18 protein-coding genes and 2 pseudogenes are annotated in these 18173 nt (G+C 58.4%); 14 read left to right on the top strand and 6 right to left on the bottom strand.

The features are described 5' to 3' along the window. Positions 1–154: 154 nt before the first annotated feature. Entirely contained in the window at positions 155–430 is a 276-nt protein-coding gene (locus BVK86_RS15320) for a polyhydroxyalkanoic acid system family protein (RefSeq protein WP_075947219.1), read from the bottom strand. Between the two features lie 155 nt (positions 431–585). Between BVK86_RS15320 and ubiE the strand changes: the two genes are divergently transcribed. The 14 genes and pseudogenes from ubiE (at position 586) to BVK86_RS15255 (ending at position 11290) form a co-directional block, all read left to right on the top strand. After that, the gene (ubiE, locus tag BVK86_RS15315) at positions 586–1356 is read left to right on the top strand and encodes a bifunctional demethylmenaquinone methyltransferase/2-methoxy-6-polyprenyl-1,4-benzoquinol methylase UbiE (RefSeq protein WP_007948968.1); all 771 of its coding nucleotides are present in this window, start codon (positions 586–588) and stop codon (positions 1354–1356) included. Beyond that, positions 1356–1979, top strand: a complete 624-nt coding sequence (locus BVK86_RS15310) for a ubiquinone biosynthesis accessory factor UbiJ (RefSeq protein WP_075947218.1) — start codon at positions 1356–1358, stop codon at positions 1977–1979. The genes ubiE and BVK86_RS15310 overlap by 1 nt, the downstream gene beginning before the upstream one ends. Continuing rightward, on the top strand, positions 1976–3580 hold the full coding sequence (gene ubiB / locus BVK86_RS15305) for a ubiquinone biosynthesis regulatory protein kinase UbiB (RefSeq protein WP_075947217.1): 1605 nt from the start codon (positions 1976–1978) through the stop codon (positions 3578–3580). Before BVK86_RS15310 ends, ubiB begins: the two co-directional genes overlap by 4 nt. A 168-nt stretch (positions 3581–3748) precedes the next feature. Further along, positions 3749–4150: a phosphoribosyl-AMP cyclohydrolase gene (gene hisI / locus BVK86_RS15300; protein ID WP_075947216.1), complete on the top strand. Its 402-nt coding sequence runs from the start codon at positions 3749–3751 to the stop codon at positions 4148–4150. Continuing rightward, entirely contained in the window at positions 4143–4475 is a 333-nt protein-coding gene (locus tag BVK86_RS15295) for a phosphoribosyl-ATP diphosphatase (protein ID WP_008047820.1), read from the top strand. Before hisI ends, BVK86_RS15295 begins: the two co-directional genes overlap by 8 nt. A gap of 25 nt (positions 4476–4500) precedes the next feature. Further along, positions 4501–4779, top strand: a complete 279-nt coding sequence (locus BVK86_RS15290; RefSeq protein ID WP_075947215.1) for a twin-arginine translocase TatA/TatE family subunit — start codon at positions 4501–4503, stop codon at positions 4777–4779. Between the two features lie 10 nt (positions 4780–4789). Then, a complete protein-coding gene (gene tatB, locus BVK86_RS15285; RefSeq protein ID WP_075947214.1) occupies positions 4790–5245 on the top strand; it encodes a Sec-independent protein translocase protein TatB in 456 nt (151 codons plus the stop codon). Continuing rightward, entirely contained in the window at positions 5242–6036 is a 795-nt protein-coding gene (tatC, locus tag BVK86_RS15280; protein WP_075947213.1) for a twin-arginine translocase subunit TatC, read from the top strand. Before tatB ends, tatC begins: the two co-directional genes overlap by 4 nt. Continuing rightward, the gene (locus BVK86_RS15275) at positions 6033–6740 is read left to right on the top strand and encodes a 16S rRNA (uracil(1498)-N(3))-methyltransferase (RefSeq protein ID WP_075947212.1); all 708 of its coding nucleotides are present in this window, start codon (positions 6033–6035) and stop codon (positions 6738–6740) included. Before tatC ends, BVK86_RS15275 begins: the two co-directional genes overlap by 4 nt. 91 nt (positions 6741–6831) lie before the next feature. Continuing rightward, positions 6832–7914: pseudogene (locus BVK86_RS30540) on the top strand (methyl-accepting chemotaxis protein); the annotation flags it as partial. After that, entirely contained in the window at positions 7906–8769 is an 864-nt protein-coding gene (locus tag BVK86_RS30535; RefSeq protein WP_425272398.1) for a methyl-accepting chemotaxis protein, read from the top strand. The pseudogene BVK86_RS30540 and the gene BVK86_RS30535, both read left to right, overlap by 9 nt. A gap of 221 nt (positions 8770–8990) precedes the next feature. Next, the gene (locus BVK86_RS29380; protein WP_139315774.1) at positions 8991–9368 is read left to right on the top strand and encodes a hypothetical protein; all 378 of its coding nucleotides are present in this window, start codon (positions 8991–8993) and stop codon (positions 9366–9368) included. After that, positions 9344–10156: a PI-PLC domain-containing protein gene (locus BVK86_RS29375; RefSeq protein ID WP_139315773.1), complete on the top strand. Its 813-nt coding sequence runs from the start codon at positions 9344–9346 to the stop codon at positions 10154–10156. Before BVK86_RS29380 ends, BVK86_RS29375 begins: the two co-directional genes overlap by 25 nt. A 264-nt stretch (positions 10157–10420) precedes the next feature. Next, positions 10421–11290: a fibronectin type III domain-containing protein gene (locus BVK86_RS15255; protein ID WP_075947208.1), complete on the top strand. Its 870-nt coding sequence runs from the start codon at positions 10421–10423 to the stop codon at positions 11288–11290. Positions 11291–11408: 118 nt separating this feature from the next. On the opposite strand, the pseudogene BVK86_RS29370 reads toward BVK86_RS15255, so the two are convergent. The 5 genes and pseudogenes from BVK86_RS29370 to pip form a co-directional block, all read right to left on the bottom strand. Continuing rightward, positions 11409–11755, bottom strand: a pseudogene (locus BVK86_RS29370) (ATP-binding cassette domain-containing protein); the annotation flags it as partial. A gap of 229 nt (positions 11756–11984) precedes the next feature. Continuing rightward, positions 11985–14555 (bottom strand): glucans biosynthesis glucosyltransferase MdoH, encoded by a 2571-nt coding sequence (gene mdoH / locus BVK86_RS15240; RefSeq protein ID WP_075947206.1) that lies wholly within the window; start codon positions 14553–14555, stop codon positions 11985–11987. Next, positions 14548–16362, bottom strand: a complete 1815-nt coding sequence (locus BVK86_RS15235; RefSeq protein WP_075947205.1) for a glucan biosynthesis protein G — start codon at positions 16360–16362, stop codon at positions 14548–14550. The genes mdoH and BVK86_RS15235 overlap by 8 nt, the downstream gene beginning before the upstream one ends. Positions 16363–16683: 321 nt before the next feature. Next, positions 16684–17121: a D-aminoacyl-tRNA deacylase gene (gene dtd, locus BVK86_RS15230; RefSeq protein ID WP_075947204.1), complete on the bottom strand. Its 438-nt coding sequence runs from the start codon at positions 17119–17121 to the stop codon at positions 16684–16686. Then, positions 17118–18089 (bottom strand): prolyl aminopeptidase, encoded by a 972-nt coding sequence (pip, locus tag BVK86_RS15225; RefSeq protein WP_075947203.1) that lies wholly within the window; start codon positions 18087–18089, stop codon positions 17118–17120. The genes dtd and pip overlap by 4 nt, the downstream gene beginning before the upstream one ends. Between the last annotated feature and the right edge of the window lie 84 nt (positions 18090–18173).

Raw genomic sequence — 18173 nt, 5'->3', positions numbered from 1 at the left:
CCTAACAAATGACATAAATGCTTGGGCGCACCACAAAACAAAATGTGGGAGCCAGCCTGCTGGCGATAGCGATGTAACAGTCACAAAGACGCTGACTGACAGGACGTTATCGCCAGCAGGCTGGCTCCCACAGGGGACCGTATTCAACCGGAGATCAGACCAACGCTTTATCCAGCGCCTTCTCGATTTCCGCTTTGATCATGCCGCTCATGGCCGACATCATCAGGCCCAGTTCCACATCGACCTTGATCAAATCGTCACTGACATGCACCGCGCCTTTCACGCCCGAGCGCTTGAGGTTCAGCGTGTCACCCGACCACTGAGGCTCCAGGCCATATTGCTCGTTGAGTTTCTGCGCCAGCTTGTCGGCCTTCGCGCGCGCCGCGTCCTTACCCAGGCCGTGGGCACGTTCAACACTGATACGGGCCATCGAATGACTCCTGTTTTGTGAATGCTTGTACGGTAAATCTTGACCGCTGCTGCGGCAAAACGTCCCGAGGGTGATCCATCTTACCTTCAGCCTTGCCAAGACAAAGCATCCCTTGGGGATTAGAATGTCGCGCATTCTCTTTTGGTGACAGCGATATGACTGATCAGCGCAAAGGCAGCGATGCCGAACCCACCACTCACTTCGGCTTCAAAAACGTTCCGGAAAGCCAGAAAGCGGAAAAAGTCGCTGAGGTTTTCCACTCGGTAGCCGCCAAGTACGACCTGATGAACGACCTTCTGTCGGGCGGCATGCACCGTCTGTGGAAGCGCTTCGCGATCGAACTATCGGGCGTTCGCACCGGCAACCGCGTGCTCGACATCGCCGGCGGCACCGGTGATCTGACCAAAAAATTCTCGCACCTCGTCGGCCCGACCGGCCAGGTGGTGTTGGCCGACATCAACGAGTCCATGCTCAAGGTCGGTCGTGACCGCCTGCTGGACCTGGGTGTGGCGGGCAACGTCGAGTTCGTCCAGGCCGATGCGGAAAAGCTGCCGTTCCCGGACAACCATTTCGACTGCGTGACCATCGCTTTCGGCCTGCGCAACGTCACGCACAAGGAAGACGCCCTGCGCTCCATGCTGCGTGTGCTCAAGCCGGGCGGTCGCCTGTTGGTACTGGAATTCTCCAAGCCGACCAATGCGCTGATGTCCAAGGCTTACGACGCCTACTCGTTCGCCTTCATGCCGCTGATGGGCAAGCTGATCACCAACGACTCGGAAAGCTATCGCTACCTGGCCGAATCGATCCGCATGCACCCGAATCAGGAAACCCTGAAGTCGATGATGGTCGAGGCCGGTTTCGACCGCGTGACCTATCACAATATGACCGCAGGCATCGTCGCCCTGCACCGCGGCATCAAGCCCTGATGTTGCTCGCCGGCCTGCTCGCCAGCGTTGAACTCGGCCTGAACCGGGTGCTTCGTCTCGACAGCACGGCGCTGCCGCGGCTCGCGCATTTGACCGGTAAAGTGATTGCCGTCGATTGCCGCAGCCCGGCGCTGCAATTGTTCATCCTGCCCAGCGACGAAGGCCTGATGCTCGCTTCCCAGTGGGAAACCGGCGCCGACTGCACCTTGCGTGCACCGGCCTCAAGCCTGTTGAAACTGGCGATGAGCAAGGACAAGACGGCGGTGCTGCACGCACCGGAAGTCGAACTCGACGGCGACAGCGGCGTGCTGCTGGAACTGGCGGCGATTCTTCAGGACCTGGAGCTGGACTGGGAGTACGAACTCTCGCGCTGGCTCGGCCCCGTCGCCACGCAACTGGTCGGCGGCCACCTGCGCAGCCGCGCCCGCTGGTATCAGCAAGGATTTGCCAGCCTGGGCCAGAACCTGGGCGAATACCTGGCCGAAGAATCGCGCACCCTCGTCGGTCAGCGCGAAGCCGAAGCCCGTTTCAGTGAACTGGACCGGATCAAACTTGATCTGGAACGTCTCGAGGCGCGTTTCGAGCGCCTTTCCCGATCCCTCGACCCAAGCGATAACGCATGAAGCTGCTTGCCGTCCGCCGTTTGTTGCGCATCCAGCGCGTCGTGATCCGCTACCGCCTCGATGACCTGCTGTTCGCCCTGCCGCTGCCCTGGTTCTTGCGAGCGCTGCGTTATGCCTTGCCGTGGCGCTGGTTCCCGCGCAAGACCCTGGACCTGAGCCGTGGCGCGCGATTGCGCCTGGCCTTGCAGGACCTGGGGCCGATCTTCATCAAGTTCGGACAGATCCTGTCCACCCGCCGCGACCTGCTGCCCGAAGACATCGCCGACGAACTGATGAAGCTGCAGGACCGTGTGCCGCCCTTCGACTCGCAGGTGTCGGTCAAGCTGATCGAAGAACAGCTGGGCAAGAAAATCAGCGAAGTGTTCAGCCGTTTCGACGTCGAACCGCTGGCCTCGGCGTCGGTGGCGCAGGTGCACGCCGCGCAGCTGAAAACCGGCGAAGAAGTCGTGGTCAAAGTCATCCGCCCAGGCCTCAAGCCGGTGATTGCCCAGGACCTGGCGTGGTTGTTCATCCTTGCCCGCGCCGCTGAAAAACTTTCGGCCGACGCCCGCCTGTTGCACCCGGTGGACGTGGTTCAGGACTACGAAAAAACCATCTACGACGAACTCGACCTGCTGCGCGAGGCGGCCAATGCCAGCCAGTTGAAACGCAATTTCGAAGGTTCGCCGCTGCTGTACGTGCCGCAAGTCTATTGGGACTGGTGCCGCCCGAAAGTGCTGGTGATGGAGCGCATCTACGGCATTCAGGTCACCGATCTGGCGACCCTGGCCGACCAGCGCACCGACATGAAAATGCTCGCCGAACGCGGCGTGGAGATCTTCTTCACCCAAGTGTTTCGCGACAGTTTCTTCCACGCCGACATGCACCCGGGCAACATTTTCGTCAGCACCGTGAGCCCGTGGAGCCCGCAATACATCGCGATCGACTGCGGCATCGTCGGCAGCCTGACGCCGGAAGACCAGGATTACCTGGCGCGTAACCTGTTCGCCTTCTTCAAGCGTGACTACCGCCGCGTGGCGCAGTTGCACATCGATTCGGGCTGGGTGCCGGCGGAAACCAAGCTCAACGAGTTCGAAGCGGCGATCCGCACCGTTTGCGAGCCGATCTTCGAAAAACCGTTAAAGGATATTTCATTTGGCCAGGTGCTGATGCGCCTGTTCCAGACCGCTCGCCGCTTCAACATGGAGGTGCAGCCGCAGCTCGTGCTGTTGCAGAAAACCCTGCTGAACATTGAAGGCCTGGGCCGTCAGTTGTACCCGGACCTCGATTTGTGGAACACCGCGCAGCCATTCCTGGAGCGCTGGATGCGCGAAAGGGTCAGCCCCAAAGCTTTGATCGGCAACGTGCAGAGCCAGTTCGAACAGCTACCGCACTTGGCCAACATGGCCCGCGACCTGCTCGAACGCATGTCCCAACCCCACGCCTACGACCCGCCGCCACCGTGGCACCGACGTCGCGACGACTGGTTCCTGCGCCTGCTCGGCACGGCGCATCTCGCCGGTGGCGCCCTCCTCGCCGCGGGCGGGCCGTTGAACGAACTGGCCTACTGGCCGGCCGGGATCATGATGGCGGTCGGTTTGTATCTGGTCGTTCGTCGATAGCATCAATCAGCGGCAAGTTATAAGCTGCACGCTTCAAGCGATGTTGTTAGCACTCATGTTTAATTCACGCCGGTAGCCAGGCGTTGCACAATATGAAAGACCGAAGCGCACTGGCTTTTACTTGCGGCTTGAAGCTCGAAGCTTGTAGCTGCTTTTCAGGAACCGAAGATGAAAAACTGGCTGGACGAGATCAAATGGGACACTGACGGCCTGGTGCCGGCGATTGCCCAGGATCACAAGACCGGGCGCGTCCTGATGATGGCCTGGATGAACCGCGAAGCACTGGAACTGACCGCTGCCGAGAATCGCGCGATCTATTGGTCCCGCTCTCGTGGCAAGCTGTGGCGCAAGGGCGAAGAGTCCGGCCATGTGCAAACCCTGCATGAGATGCGTCTGGATTGCGACGCCGACGTGATCATCCTGATGGTCGAGCAGATCGGCGACATCGCGTGCCATACCGGCCGCCAGAGTTGCTTCTACCGCGTCTATGAGAACGGCGACTGGACCACCGTCGACCCGGTTCTGAAAGATCCGCACGCCATCTATTCCGCAGGACACAAACATGAGTGACACTCTCACCCGACTGGCCGAGGTACTGGAAGAGCGCAAAGGCGCCGCCGCGGACAGTTCGTATGTCGCCAGCCTGTATCACAAGGGCTTGAACAAGATTCTGGAAAAAGTCGGCGAAGAGTCGGTCGAAACCATCATCGCCGCCAAGGACGCCGCCATCAGCGGTGATTGCAGCGATGTGATCTACGAAACCGCCGATCTGTGGTTCCACAGCATGGTCATGCTCGCCCAACTGGGGCAGCATCCTCAGGCTGTACTCGATGAACTGGACCGTCGTTTCGGTCTGTCCGGACACGCCGAGAAAGCCTCGCGCCCGTCCGCCTGAATAACGACTAGAGAGGAGCAGCAACATGGGCATTTTTGACTGGAAACACTGGGTCGTCATTCTGGTTGTTGTCGTACTGGTGTTCGGCACCAAGAAGCTGAAAAACCTCGGCACTGACGTCGGCGAGTCGATCAAGGGCTTTCGCAAAGCCATGAACGATGACGAAAAGCCGGCCGATCCGACCGTCACCCCGGCCCAACCGGTTCCGTCTGCTCAGCCACAGACCACACAGTCCGTGAATCAGCCGCACACCATTGACGTGCAGGCGCAGAAAGTCGAAGAGCCGATCCGCAAAGACGTGTGAGCACTGACTAATGTTTGGTATCAGCTTCTCTGAATTGCTGCTCGTCGGCCTCGTCGCCCTGCTGGTGCTGGGTCCTGAGCGCCTGCCGGGCGCAGCGCGCACCGCCGGCCTGTGGGTCGGGCGACTGAAGCGCAGCTTCAATGCGATCAAACAGGAAGTTGAACGTGAGATCGGTGCCGACGAAATTCGCCGGCAACTGCACAACGAACACATCCTGTCGCTTGAGCAGGAGGCGCGGAAGATCTTCTCGCCGACCCAGCAGGAGCCAACACCGGTCGAGCACGTGGGTGAGCAGACGATTCACGCACCCGCCCCTGCCGCCGCGCCAACACCGGCCCCTGCAGTTGCGGCTGTCGAGCCTGCGCCCGTTGTTGCTGCAACCCCTGCGGTTGAACCCGTTACACCTGCGGCTGCGCCCGTTGCGCCGGCCCCTCATGACCCAACATTGCCGCCGCGAGCCCCATGAGCGATCTCCCAGAAAACGACCAGCACATGCCGCTGGTTTCGCACCTCACCGAGTTGCGTACCCGCCTGCTGCGCTGTGTAGCGGCGATCTTCATCATTTTTGCCGGGTTGTTCGCTTTTACCCAGCAGATCTACACCTTTGTCTCGACGCCGCTGCGGGCTTACCTGCCGGCCGGCGCGACAATGATCGCCACAGACGTGTCGTCGCCATTCCTGACGCCGCTGAAACTGACGATGATGGTGTCGCTGTTCCTGGCGATCCCGGTGATCCTGCATCAGATCTGGGGCTTCATCGCACCCGGCCTGTACAAGCACGAAAAACGCATCGCCGTGCCTTTGCTGATCTCCAGCATTTTTCTGTTCTATGCCGGCATGGCATTCGCCTACTTCCTGGTGTTCCCGCTGATCTTCAAGTTCTTCGCCGCCGCCACCCCGGCCGGCGTGGAAATGATGACCGACATCACCAGCTACCTCGATTTCGTCATGACGCTGTTCTTCGCCTTCGGCGTGGCGTTCGAGATTCCGGTGGCCGTTGTGTTGCTGGTGTGGATCGGCGTGGTCGACGTCAAATACCTGAAAAAAATCCGTCCGTACGTGATCATCGGCTGCTTCGTGGTCGGCATGATCCTGACCCCTCCGGATATCTTCTCGCAGACCCTGCTGGCCGTACCGATGTGGATGCTGTTTGAAGTCGGCATCCTGTTTGCCAGCATGATCAGCAAACGTGGCGAACACGCGGACGATCAACCGGCTGACGATCACAACGACCAGCCGCCAGCGACCCAAGCGTGAATCTGCTGCTTCTCGAAGAGGCCGATTTCATTGCGGCCGACCGGGTGATCCTGCGTGACCGGCGGTTGACCCACATGCAGGAAGTTCACCGCTGTGAGGTCGGCGACAGCATGCGCGTCGGCCGCATCGGCGGACTGATGGGTTCGGCCGAAGTGCTGCGCCTGGATGCCACTGAAGCCGAATTGCGCGTCACTCTCGACCAGCCACCACCGGCCAAGCTGCCACTGACCCTGGTGCTGGCCCTGCCACGTCCCAAAATGCTCCGTAGGGTGTTCCAGACCGTGGCGGCCATGGGTGTGCCACGGATTGTGTTGGTGAACAGCTATCGCGTCGAGAAGAGCTTCTGGCAGACGCCGTTCCTGGAACCGGAAGCGATTCGCGAGCAGCTGATCCTCGGTCTCGAACAGGCGCGGGACAGTGTGCTGCCGGAAGTTGTCATCGAGAAACGCTTCAAACCCTTCGTCGAAGACCGTCTGCCGGCGATTACCGAAGGCACCCTCGGTCTGGTGGGCCATCCGGGCAACTACCCGCCCTGCCCCCGCGCACTGAGCGAACCGGTGACCCTGGCCATCGGCCCCGAGGGTGGCTGGATTCCTTACGAAATCGACCTGCTCGGCAAATCCGGCCTGCAACCGGTGCAACTGGGGGACCGTATCCTGCGCGTCGAAACCGCCGTTACAGCACTGCTGGCACGCCTCTTCTAACCCCGCCACAGGTAAACCTGCCTCCCCGCATATCGGGTCGCCTCTACAGATATCCACTCACTTGCCGATATACCTCCCATAAAACCAATGCATGGTCCGAGGGAGATTCAGCATGTACCAATGGCTGGCCGATAAGCTGGGAAACGTAGGCGTAAACCGCAAGCTGGGCGTCGGCTTCGGTCTCGTGCTGCTGCTGACCTTACTGATCACCTTTACCGGCTGGACCGGTCTGAGCGATGTGACCAGTCGTGGCGATAAACTCGGCTTCATATCCGAGATCAACGGGCTGACCAAAGACCTGCGCATCGCTCGCCTGGACTACGAAACCCATCGCGGTGAACAAGGCCCCGGTGCCGTCAATGACCTGTTGGGCAAGATCGACAGTAGCCTGCAAGCTGCTCGCCAGATGATCGAACAGCCTGCCGACATTGCCATGATCGACCAGCAACTGGCCGCCCTCAGCCAGTACAAGCAAGCCTTCGCGGCCATGATCCAGGCCGGCGTCCTTCGTGAAGATGCCCGCAGTAAACTCGGCGCCACGGCTGACAACGCCGTAGCCAAGGTCGCTGAAGTGGAGAAATCCATGCTGCAAGGCGACAGCGTGACAGCCTTCAACAGCGTGATCGAGCTGAGCAAACTGATCCAGCAAGCACGCTTCCAGGTACGCGGCTACACCTACAGCGGCAAGAGCGAGGCCGAGCAACCCGCCCTCGACGCGATCGACAATGCCTTGAAGAACCTCGAAAGCCTGCCGGCCAAACTGCCGGAAGAACACATCGCCAACCTGCAACAAGCCACCGACTCGCTCAAGGCTTACCGCGCGGCGGTCAGTCAGTACCGTGATTCCCAGGTGGCCAGCGCCGAAGCCTTGAAGCGCATGGCGGCCCAAGGCGAGATTCTGTTGCAGGCGAGCAACAAACTCACGGTCTCGCAAACGCTTGTGCGCGACACCGATGTGGCACACGCCAAGTACATGCTGATGCTGGCCACCGTCCTGGCACTGATATTCGGTCTGTTTGCCGCTTGGGCCATCACCCGGCAGATCGTGATTCCGCTGAACCAGACCCTCAAAGTCGCCGAGCGCATCGCTGCCGGTGACCTGACCCACAACCTGGACTCCAAACGCCAGGACGAACTGGGCCAGTTGCAACGCGCCATTCAGAGCATGACCCAGGGTCTGCGCGAACTGATCGGCGGTATCAGCGATGGTGTCACCCAGATCGCCAGCGCCGCTGAAGAATTGTCGGCGGTCACCGAGCAGACGAGCGCCGGGGTCAACAGCCAGAAGGTCGAGACTGACCAGGTGGCCACCGCCATGAACGAAATGACCGCCACGGTGCAGGAAGTCGCGCGCAACGCCGAGGAAGCCTCCGAGGCCGCCGTTGCCGCTGACCAACAGGCCCGTGAGGGCGACAAGGTGGTCGGCGAAGCTATCGCCCAGATCGAGCGCCTGGCCAAGGAAGTCGGCAACTCCACCGAAGCCATGGGCGAGCTCAAGCGCGAAAGTGACAAGATTGGCAGCGTGCTCGACGTGATCAAGTCCGTGGCGCAGCAAACCAACCTGCTGGCGCTCAACGCCGCCATCGAAGCCGCCCGTGCCGGTGAAGCCGGACGCGGTTTTGCCGTGGTCGCCGACGAAGTCCGCAGCCTGGCGCAGCGCACCCAGAAGTCCACCGAAGAGATCGAGGAATTGATTGTCGGCCTGCAAAACGGCACACAGCAAGTGTCGACTATCATGGACAACAGCCGCGCCCTGACCGACAGCAGCGTCGAACTGACCCGCCGCGCCGGTGGCTCGCTGGAAAGCATCACCCGCACGGTGTCAGCGATCCAGGCGATGAACCAGCAGATCGCCGCCGCTGCCGAGCAACAGAGCGCCGTGGCGGAAGAGATCAACCGCAGCGTGCTGAACGTGCGGGATGTGTCGGATCAGACGTCCGCGGCGAGCGAAGAAACGGCGGCGTCCAGCGTTGAGCTGGCGCGGTTGGGGACGCATTTGCAGATGCTGGTGGGGCGGTTCAGGGTTTGAACAGGCTTGCAGTCTGGAAAACATCTGATGCTGCTTGGAACGTGAGTGGTCGGCACCCGTAGCGCCGGCCACCTTTTAGTGCCTCCATTACACTCGTGAGACTCGAGGAAAACCCTTTAACATTAAACAGAAATCCAACCACTGCAACTAACAGTTCTGATAGTTACGGCCCAATATAAAGCAGCTCATGATTAAGTTCCGTCCTTCCGGAGCACCCAATCATGAGCAATGATCCCATCGAAGCTTCGACCACCTCAGAAACAGAACCAACAGCAAATTACAGCCGTTGGATGACTGACCTTGAAACTGAAATTTCACACCTCAAGCTGTATCAACTCGCTATACCTGGCGCCCACAATTCCGGGGTTGACAAGAGTGGGACTTGGGGGCCATGGGAAGACTGGGGCGCGTGCCAGATTAACTCATTCCCGCAACAACTTGCCGCCGGTGCTCGTTTTCTCGATTTGCGCCTGCTTGACGACAGTTATAAAAAACCACCGGAAACCACAGCCCCATTACTAGGTTTTATGAGGTATTCCAATTCAATCATGGCCTTGCCAAGGCAGGAAGGCGATTGGAACACCTCATCAGGGACGTAAAAAATTTCGTAACCGCCAATCCGCGCGAAATAGTCATACTCAACTTTCGTCATTACGACAAAAATAAATGGCCAGACAGCCTTGAACGCTGCCTTCCCTATTTCAATCCGATTAAAAATCTTCTCATTCCCAAAACGGCCCATGACCTTACCATCAACGACATCCGTAAACTTTACCCGTCACGTAGTATTATTCTTGCCTTCGATCACGGCACCCCGCAAACCTGGAAACCCGAATGGGTGCAAAGAGAGCAATTATGGAGTCTTATCCATTATTATTGGAATTTAGATGACAGCGAAGAAGCCATCGAAAAACTTGTTGTTGAGTCAATGTTGTCGCCGCCACTTGAAGCTTATTGGGTATTAAGCGCCGCGGCACGAGATAACAGAGGACCTAAGCTATTACCGCCCCACCACCCTATAAGAGTAGAAACATTTAGCCCCGGAAAACAAAACGGAAACATTATATTGGTCGATTTCGTCGAGAAAAACGAAACGATTATTAGCGTGACAGATAAATGCATCGCACTCAATAAGCAACGGGCTGCCAATACGCTGCCACCTACGACCCCAAAGAACCTGATTGTCAAAAAAATTAATGAGGCGAACTTTCAAAATACGCTTGAATTCAATTGGGAACGTGGCGACGACAACATTGGCATTCGAAAATACGAAATATTTAACGGTAACGACTTTCTTTTCTCCACCTATAACATTCCTCACCGAGAAAAGAATTTCCCATTAAGTAATTGCTCTTTTAAAGTCAGGTCTGTTAATACCATTGATTAAAAATCGGATTTCTCAGTACCCTTTATACTGATTCAGGACGTAATACCTCCAACAGCCCCACAAAATTTCCGTATCTCAAAGCTCGGGCTCACTGCTCTTGAATTAGAGTGGAAAGCTTCATTTGACGCCGCTGGAATAGCGGGCTACGAAGTCAGCATTGATAATCAAGCACCGCAATTCACTTCCGAATTAAAAATAATTTTCAGCAACCTCGCCACAAGTCAACAGCACTATTCAAAGGTCAGAGCCAAAGACGTCAATGGAATGTTTTCTGAACACACAGAATTAGTTATCCAACCGCCCCCCACAAAATTACTGAACCCAAAACTGGATATCAGAGAAATCGAAGAAAATTCAGATACTTACACCGGATATATTTCATGGGATTTAATTGAAGCCCCAAATCGTACTATTTCGTATGAATACAAAGTCGATGGATTTCTTTATGCAGGCATTCATGAAGAGGGCAAGGTGCCGAAACGGTTCTTGGTTGGCAGCGTAAACCGTCCAACTACGATAGAAGCGTACATCGCTTTTTTTGCAGGTGAACGCGGCGAGACCAGCACCTATAATTTTACCTTCAACCCCACCCCCCCACATCCTGTGCAGAACTTAAAAGTACAGGCACGCACACCAGCTGGCACCATTATCGGCTGGGCTCGCTCGTCAAGCGCGGATGTAGTAAGCTATGCTGTTTCAATAGACGAGGCGCCACCAGGGCTGGTATCTGCATCCGCGAGCAGCTATGAATTTGTCGGCCTGCCACTGAACCAAACCTTTCTCATCGAAGTTTGGGCAATCAACAGGTACGGCGTCCCCTCCATTACTGAGTCGATCATCATCGAACCCCTTGAAGGTAATCCCCCTAGAAACTTTCGTGTCAGTAACATTTACGATCAGCGTATTACTTTTGCGTGGTCCCGTCCTTTCGCCAAGTCTGGGAAACTCGTTGCTTATGATTTTGTCAGGTACGTGGTCGGACTCCCGGTGACTATACCCATAGAAGGGCTACAAGAATTTCTTACTATAGTCGATTCATTGCCCCAACTTACGCTAACAGTGAAGCTTCGGTGTGTGTATGAGGGTGGAGTGCGATCTGACTTTGTTGAGCTGATCGTACCGCCCAGATCCTGATATTCCTCATTAAAAAGGGCAGAGATCATTTGTCGTACTGAAGAAGCGCACCTCACGGTACCCGTAACCCCTCGCCGCTCATAGATACATAAACGTGTTCGCAGTCGCGGCGCTTATTTCACAAAACCTGCCTCAAAAACGCCTGCGCCCGCGGATCCTTCGGTGTATCGAAGAACTCCGTCGGCGGGGCGACTTCCAGCAATTTGCCGCGATCGAAAACATCACCCGGTCCGCCACACCCAGGCGAAGTCCAGTTCTTAAGTTACGCAGACCATGGACATGCCTTCCACCGCCAGGTTTTTCATGACATCCAGCACTTCACCGAATCTCCGGATCCAGCGCCGAAGTCGGCACACCAAACAGCATAACCCTCAGATCCATCGCCAGCGCCCGGGCAATCGCCAAGCGCTGGCCGCCGGACAGGCGAGACAGGAACTCGTTGGCATTCTGCGCAATGCCAAGCTTATTCCATGTCCTTGGGCTACTCGGTGCTCTTGAACCACTTGCTAAGAATGCGATCGCAGGTGCCGTCTTCGTAGATCTGGTGCGGGAGGTTTTTGATGAAGTTGGTACTGTCGCATTCACCGACGTAGGGTTCGCTGAAATTCCGGCGAAGTTGGCGCTCTCCCTAACGCGGATCGTTCCCACCTCTTGTGAACAATCATAAAAAAACCCGCTTTCGCGGGTTTTTTCATCAGGCCAACTGTGGCTGAACGCTCACGGGCTTGAGCGGCAGCAGCGGTGCATGGGGGTCGGCCGTGACCGACTTGCGCCACGCGCCCAGCCACTCCTGGTGACCTTCGCGCCAGACCTGCTCATGCAGGCGAGCCAATGCCACCGGGTCGCTCAACAGTTGCACACGTTCATTGTTGGTCAGCCCTTCAGGCCCGACTTTCATCGCATGCCGTACCCGCTCGACGCGCAGCCACTCGATCGGTTCCGCCTGACGGTGACGGGAGGTCGCCAGCGAGCACGCCAGGGCGTTCTGCTGAGGGTCGACCACCGCACGGATGAAGCCGTCGTTCAGTGCATGCCAGCGGTTTTCGTGGGTGTACTGGTCGGTGGCCAGCAAGGCCTGCGGCGGGTTGTATTCCTCGGGGATCAGGAACAGGCTCTCGTCACGGGACTTGAGGCCCAGGCCGACCCGGCTGGAGATCACCGAGACCGGGATCGACAGCATCAGCGAACCCACGATGGGCACCAGCCACCAGAGGAAGCTCGGGTTCAGCCAGATCACCAGCAAAGCCCAGAGGAAGCCGAGCAAGGTTTGCGGACCGTGGCGTTTTACCGCTTCGCTCCATGGCGTGGAGTCGTCGTCACGCTGTGGCGAGTTCCAGCTCGCGGCCCAGCCGAGGAACGCGGCCAGTACGAAACGGGTGTGGAAAATCATCCGCACCGGCGCCAGCAGCATGGAGAACAGCATCTCCAGCAGCATCGACAGGGTCACCTTGAACTTGCCGCCGAACTCTTTCGCGCCCTTGGCCCAGATCAGGATGATGCTCAACAGCTTCGGCAGGAACAGCAGCACGATGGTGGTCGAGAACAGCGCGATGGCCTTGTCCGGGTGCCATTGTGGCCACAGCGGATAAAGCTGACGCGGCTCAAGGAAGTACTGCGGCTCCATCAACGTATTGACCGCCAGCAGCGCCGTCGACAACACCAGGAAGAAGAACCACAGCGGCGCCGACAGGTAAGACATCACGCCGGTCAGGAACACCGCACGGTGCACCGGGTGCATGCCTTTTACCAGGAACAGGCGGAAGTTCATCAGGTTACCGTGGCACCAGCGACGGTCACGCTTGAGTTCGTCCAGCAGGTTCGGCGGCAGTTCTTCGTAGCTGCCCGGCAGGTCGTAGGCAATCCACACGCCCCAACCGGCACGGCGCATCAGCGCGGCTTCAACGAAGTCGTGGGACAGGATCGCACCGGCGAACGCGCCTTTACCGGGCAACGGCGCCAGGGCGCAGTGCTCGATGAACGGCTTCATACGAATGATCGCGTTGTGGCCCCAGTAGTGCGATTCGCCCAACTGCCAGAAGTGCAGACCGGCGGTGAACAGCGGACCGTACACACGGGTCGCAAACTGCTGCATGCGCGCATACAGGGTGTCCATGCCCGACGCACGCGGCGCGGTCTGGATGATCCCGGCGTCCGGCGTGGCTTCCATCAAGCGCACCAGACTGGTCAGGCACTCACCGCTCATGACCGAGTCGGCGTCGAGAACGACCATGTACTTGTAGTCACTGCCCCAACGACGGCAGAAGTCGTCGAGGTTGCCGCTTTTACGTTTTACGCGACGGCGACGGCGGCGATAGAAGATCTTGCCGAAACCACCGGCCTCGCGGCAGACGTCCAGCCAGGCCTGCTGCTCGGCAACGCAGATGTCGGCGTCGTTACTGTCGCTGAGGACGAAGAAGTCGAAGCGGTCGAGGTCACCCGTGGCCGCGACCGATTCGAACGTAGCGCGCAGACCGGCGAATACCCGTGGCACGTCTTCGTTGCAGATCGGCATCACCAGCGCGGTACGCGCGTCCTTCGGAATCGGCTCGTTGCCGGCACTTTTGCCGGAGATGCGGTATTTATCGTGACCTGTGAGCAACTCGAGGAAGCCCATCAACGCGGTCCAGAAACCCGCCGAAACCCAGCAGAACAGAATCCCGAACAAGATCAGGATGCTGGTCTGCAACGCATACGGCAGCACTTGCGTGGCGGTTTTCAGCAGCGGTTGGTGCAAGACCTCTTCGAGGTCGACGAAGGACCAGCCCTGGTACGGCATGATGCCTTTCATGTACCAGCCGGCGACGATGGTCTGGCCGAGCATCAATACCAACAGAATGTAGCGACGGATCGATCCCACGGTGCGCCAGCGCGCAGCCGGCAGGACACGCTCGTCTTTCGGCGGCTTCGGCGGGTTGGTGCGACCGGTCATCCGGCGCCAGCCACGTACCAGAATGTTGGTACGCCACGGCTCCGGCACGACCTTGGTCCGGCGAATCGGCGGAGTAGCCTTGAGGCAAACGCGACCACTGGCGTCGAGCGCCAGCATTTCGGCATCCTGCAGCTCTTCGGCGGTGCTCAGGGTCAGGCGCTTGCCCACCGAAGCCTGGGCGGCTTCGGTCGGGGCGTCGAACGTGGAGGACGACAGGCGTTCATGCAGCTCGCTGAAGGACTTGCAGCCCGCGAGTTCGGCGCGCTGCTGGTCTGTCATCGGTAGATGCGCCAGATACTCGGAGAGCGTTTCTGGCTGTACTTGAGAATTACTCATCGGCTGGCAACTGATAGCTCCAGGTCTCGGTCAGGACTTCTTCAGTCGGCGCCGATTCCGGTGTGGCTGGGGCCGCGTCAGCAGCGGCTGGCTGCGTGGCGTCTTTATTGGCCTTGTCCTTGGCATCTGCAACCGGCTTGGCTTCGGCCTGTTTGGCCTCGGCTTGCTTGGCTTCCTTGTCCGCTTTCTCCTGCTGCCTGGCGGCGACTTTGTCGGCCTTGGCAACGGACGAGTTCGACGCCGGGACCGCAGACTTGGTCAGGTCGGCCGTCACGACAGGCCGCACCAGTGCAGCACGCATTTCGGTGGACTTGTTCGGGTCCTTGATCTTCATGCGCAAGGTCAGGCGCCAGCCTTTGGTCTCAGGGTTGTAACGCACGCTGTTTTCAACGATCTCGGCGTTGTCACCCACGCTGACTTGGCTGCGAACGTCCGCATCGGCCGGCAATGCCGCCAGCGACGGGCCTTCGAAATCCACCAGGTACGCCACGCTACCGTCCGGCTGACGAATCAGGTTGGACTGTTTGACGTCGCCGGTGGAACGCAGGGTCTGCTTGACCCAGGCGCTGTCCGGCGCGTGAATCGAAGCTTCGTCCATGGTCCAGTGCATACGATAGGCGACATCGAGCGGCTGACCAGGTTCCGGCAGCTTTTCCGGGCTCCAGAACGCCACGATATTGTCGTTGGTTTCGTCAGCGGTCGGAATTTCTACCAGATCGACGGAGCCCTTGCCCCAGTCGCCTTTCGGTTCGATCCAGGCGCTTGGACGCTTGTCGTAGCGGTCATCGAGGTCTTCGTAGTGGCTGAAGTCACGACCACGTTGCAGCAAACCGAAACCGCGCGGGTTCTCCACCGAGAAGTTGCTCACGGCCAGGTGTTTCGGGTTGTTCAGTGGGCGCCAGATCCACTCGCCGTTGCCGGCATGGATCGACAGACCGCTGGAGTCATGCAGTTCACGACGATAGTTCAGCACTTTCGACGGCTGATTGGCGCCGAACAGGTACATGCTGGTCAGCGGCGCTACGCCGAGCTTGCTAACTTTGTCACGCAGGAACATCTGCGCCTTGACGTCGACAATGGTGTCGCTGCCCGGACGCAGGGTCAGGCGATAGGCACCGGTCGCACGTGGCGAATCGAGCAACGCGAAGATCACCAGATGCTTGTCGCCCGGCTTCGGCCGTTGAATCCAGAACTCGCGGAAACGCGGGAACTCTTCACCGGATGGCAATGCAGTATCGATCGCCATCCCGCGAGCGGACAAACCGTAGACGTGCCCCTTGCCGACAACGCGGAAGTAACTCGCGCCGAGCATGGTCATGATTTCGTCTTGCTTGTCAGCCTTGTTGATCGGGTACAGCACACGGAAACCGGCATAGCCGAGTTGTTCAGTGGCCTTAGGATCGAATTTGAGATCGCCGAAATCGAACCGGGTGGGGTCGTATTTGATCTCTTCGACGGTGTTCGCCGTGATTTCGTTGATTTTCACCGGAGTGTCGAAATGCATGCCCTGGTGATAGAACGACAGCTTGAACGGGGTTTTCTGGTCCGCCCATTCAGCCTTTTCAGTCAGGAAACGAATTTTCTGATAGTCCGCGAATTTCATCTCGCGAAATTCATTCGGCAGGTTACTGCGCGGCGCTTCGTACTTCTGCCCGGCCAGTTCTTTTGCCTTGACCGATACATCATCCAGATTGAATGCCCAGAGCTGACCGGCGCTGAACAGGCAGAGCAATGCGGAGCCCGCTACCAGAGCGCTACGTAACCGTTTGGCAGACAATTTTGGTGCGTTACAGGGACTAACAATCACGAGCAACCCTCGCCGAAAACAGATCAAAAAACCAACGGCCAGTTAAAGGGTCTGTTCGGTGTCCGATACATGAAAACCGGTCCCGCAGACCACTCTTGCCAAGTTGGCGAGCATTGTTCCGACTCCGCTGGGGCAAAATGATTCCCCAATCGGATCCAGACAAGTCTCTACCTAAGTCAAAATGGACCAACGAACGCTGATCCCCGTAGCGCGCGATTATCTAGCAGGCCGCGTTACAACGCATCAGGGGTAACAAAGTATTTATTGGGAAAAACGCCTGTTTTCAGCCGAAATGCGCTTAAAAAGATGTTTCAAGCGCTTTCAGGTCTGTAACAGGAAGGTTACCGGGCCATCATTGACCAGGTGCACCTGCATATCCGCGCCGAATCTACCTGATGCCACAGTGCCATGCACCTGTTTCGCTTTGCCGAATAGATAGTCGAAAAGCTCCTCGCCCAGGGCCGGGGGGGCGGCGGTCGAGAAACTCGGGCGCAACCCGCTCTTGGTATCGGCGGCCAGGGTGAACTGCGAGACCAGCAGCAGCCCGCCGCCCACGTCCGCCAAGGACAAATTCATCTTGCCTTCCGCGTCGCTGAACACTCGATAGTTAAGCAGCTTATTAAGAAGTTTGTCGGCGCTGGCCCGCGTGTCGTCGGGCTCAACGGCCACCAGCACCAGCAAACCTTGATCGATTGCGCCGACCACCTCTCCTGCTACCTCGACCCGCGCGCCACGCACGCGCTGCAGCAAACCCTTCATGCTTCGTCAGGGGCCAGGTCGAGCAGACGTCGTGCCATCTGATCGGCAGCGCGTACCAACGCGTCGGTGATGCCCGGCTCGGACGCGGCATGCCCGGCGTCGCGAATGACTTGCAGTTCACTGTTCGGCCAGGCCTGGTGCAGCTCCCAGGCGTTGTCCAGCGGGCAGATCACGTCATAGCGGCCATGGATGATCACGCCGGGCAAGTGGGCGATCTTGCCCATGTCGCGAATCAACTGGTTCGGTTCGAGGAACGCATTGTTGGTGAAGTAGTGGCATTCGATACGGGCGATGGACAACGCGCGCTGAGGCTCGGAGAAACGATCGACCACCAGCGGGTTCGGGCGCAGGGTGGCGGTGCGGCCTTCCCAGAGCGACCAGGCCTTGGCCGCATGCATCTGGGCAATCTGGTCATTGCCGGTCAGGCGCTTATGGAAGGCAGTAAGCAAGTCGTCGCGCTCGTCCAGCGGGATCGGCGCCACGTAGTCCTGCCAGTAATCGGGGAACAGGCGGCTGGCACCGGCCTGATAGAACCATTCGATTTCCTGCGGACGGCAGAGAAAGATCCCGCGCACGATCAGACCGTGCACGCGCTCCGGATGGGTTTGCGCGTAGGCCAGGGCCAGGGTCGAACCCCAGGAGCCGCCGAACAGCACCCATTTATCGATGCCCAGGTGTTTGCGAATGCGCTCGAGGTCGGCGACCAGATCCCAAGTAGTGTTGTTTTCCAGGCTCGCGTGGGGTGTGGATCGACCACAACCACGCTGGTCGAAAGTGACAATGCGATACAGGTTTGGATCGAAGTACCGACGACTCTGGGCATCACAACCGGCCCCCGGGCCGCCGTGAATGAACACCACCGGCAAACCTTCCGGTGAACCGCTTTCGTCGACATACAGCGTATGGGTTTCATCGACAGCCAGATCATGCCGGGCGTAGGGTTTGATCTGCGGGTACAAAGTCTGCATTGCGCGCTCCGTAAGGGGTCGAGTTCATCCCTGGGGGGACTTCTATTATTCTGCCGTTGGGCATCATAAACCCGATTTACGTCA

This window comes from Pseudomonas reinekei, from assembly GCF_001945365.1.
Taxonomy (GTDB): Bacteria; Pseudomonadota; Gammaproteobacteria; order Pseudomonadales; family Pseudomonadaceae; genus Aquipseudomonas; species Aquipseudomonas reinekei.
Note: the sequence above shows the minus strand (reverse complement) of the source record. Positions and strands in the feature narration are given on the sequence as shown.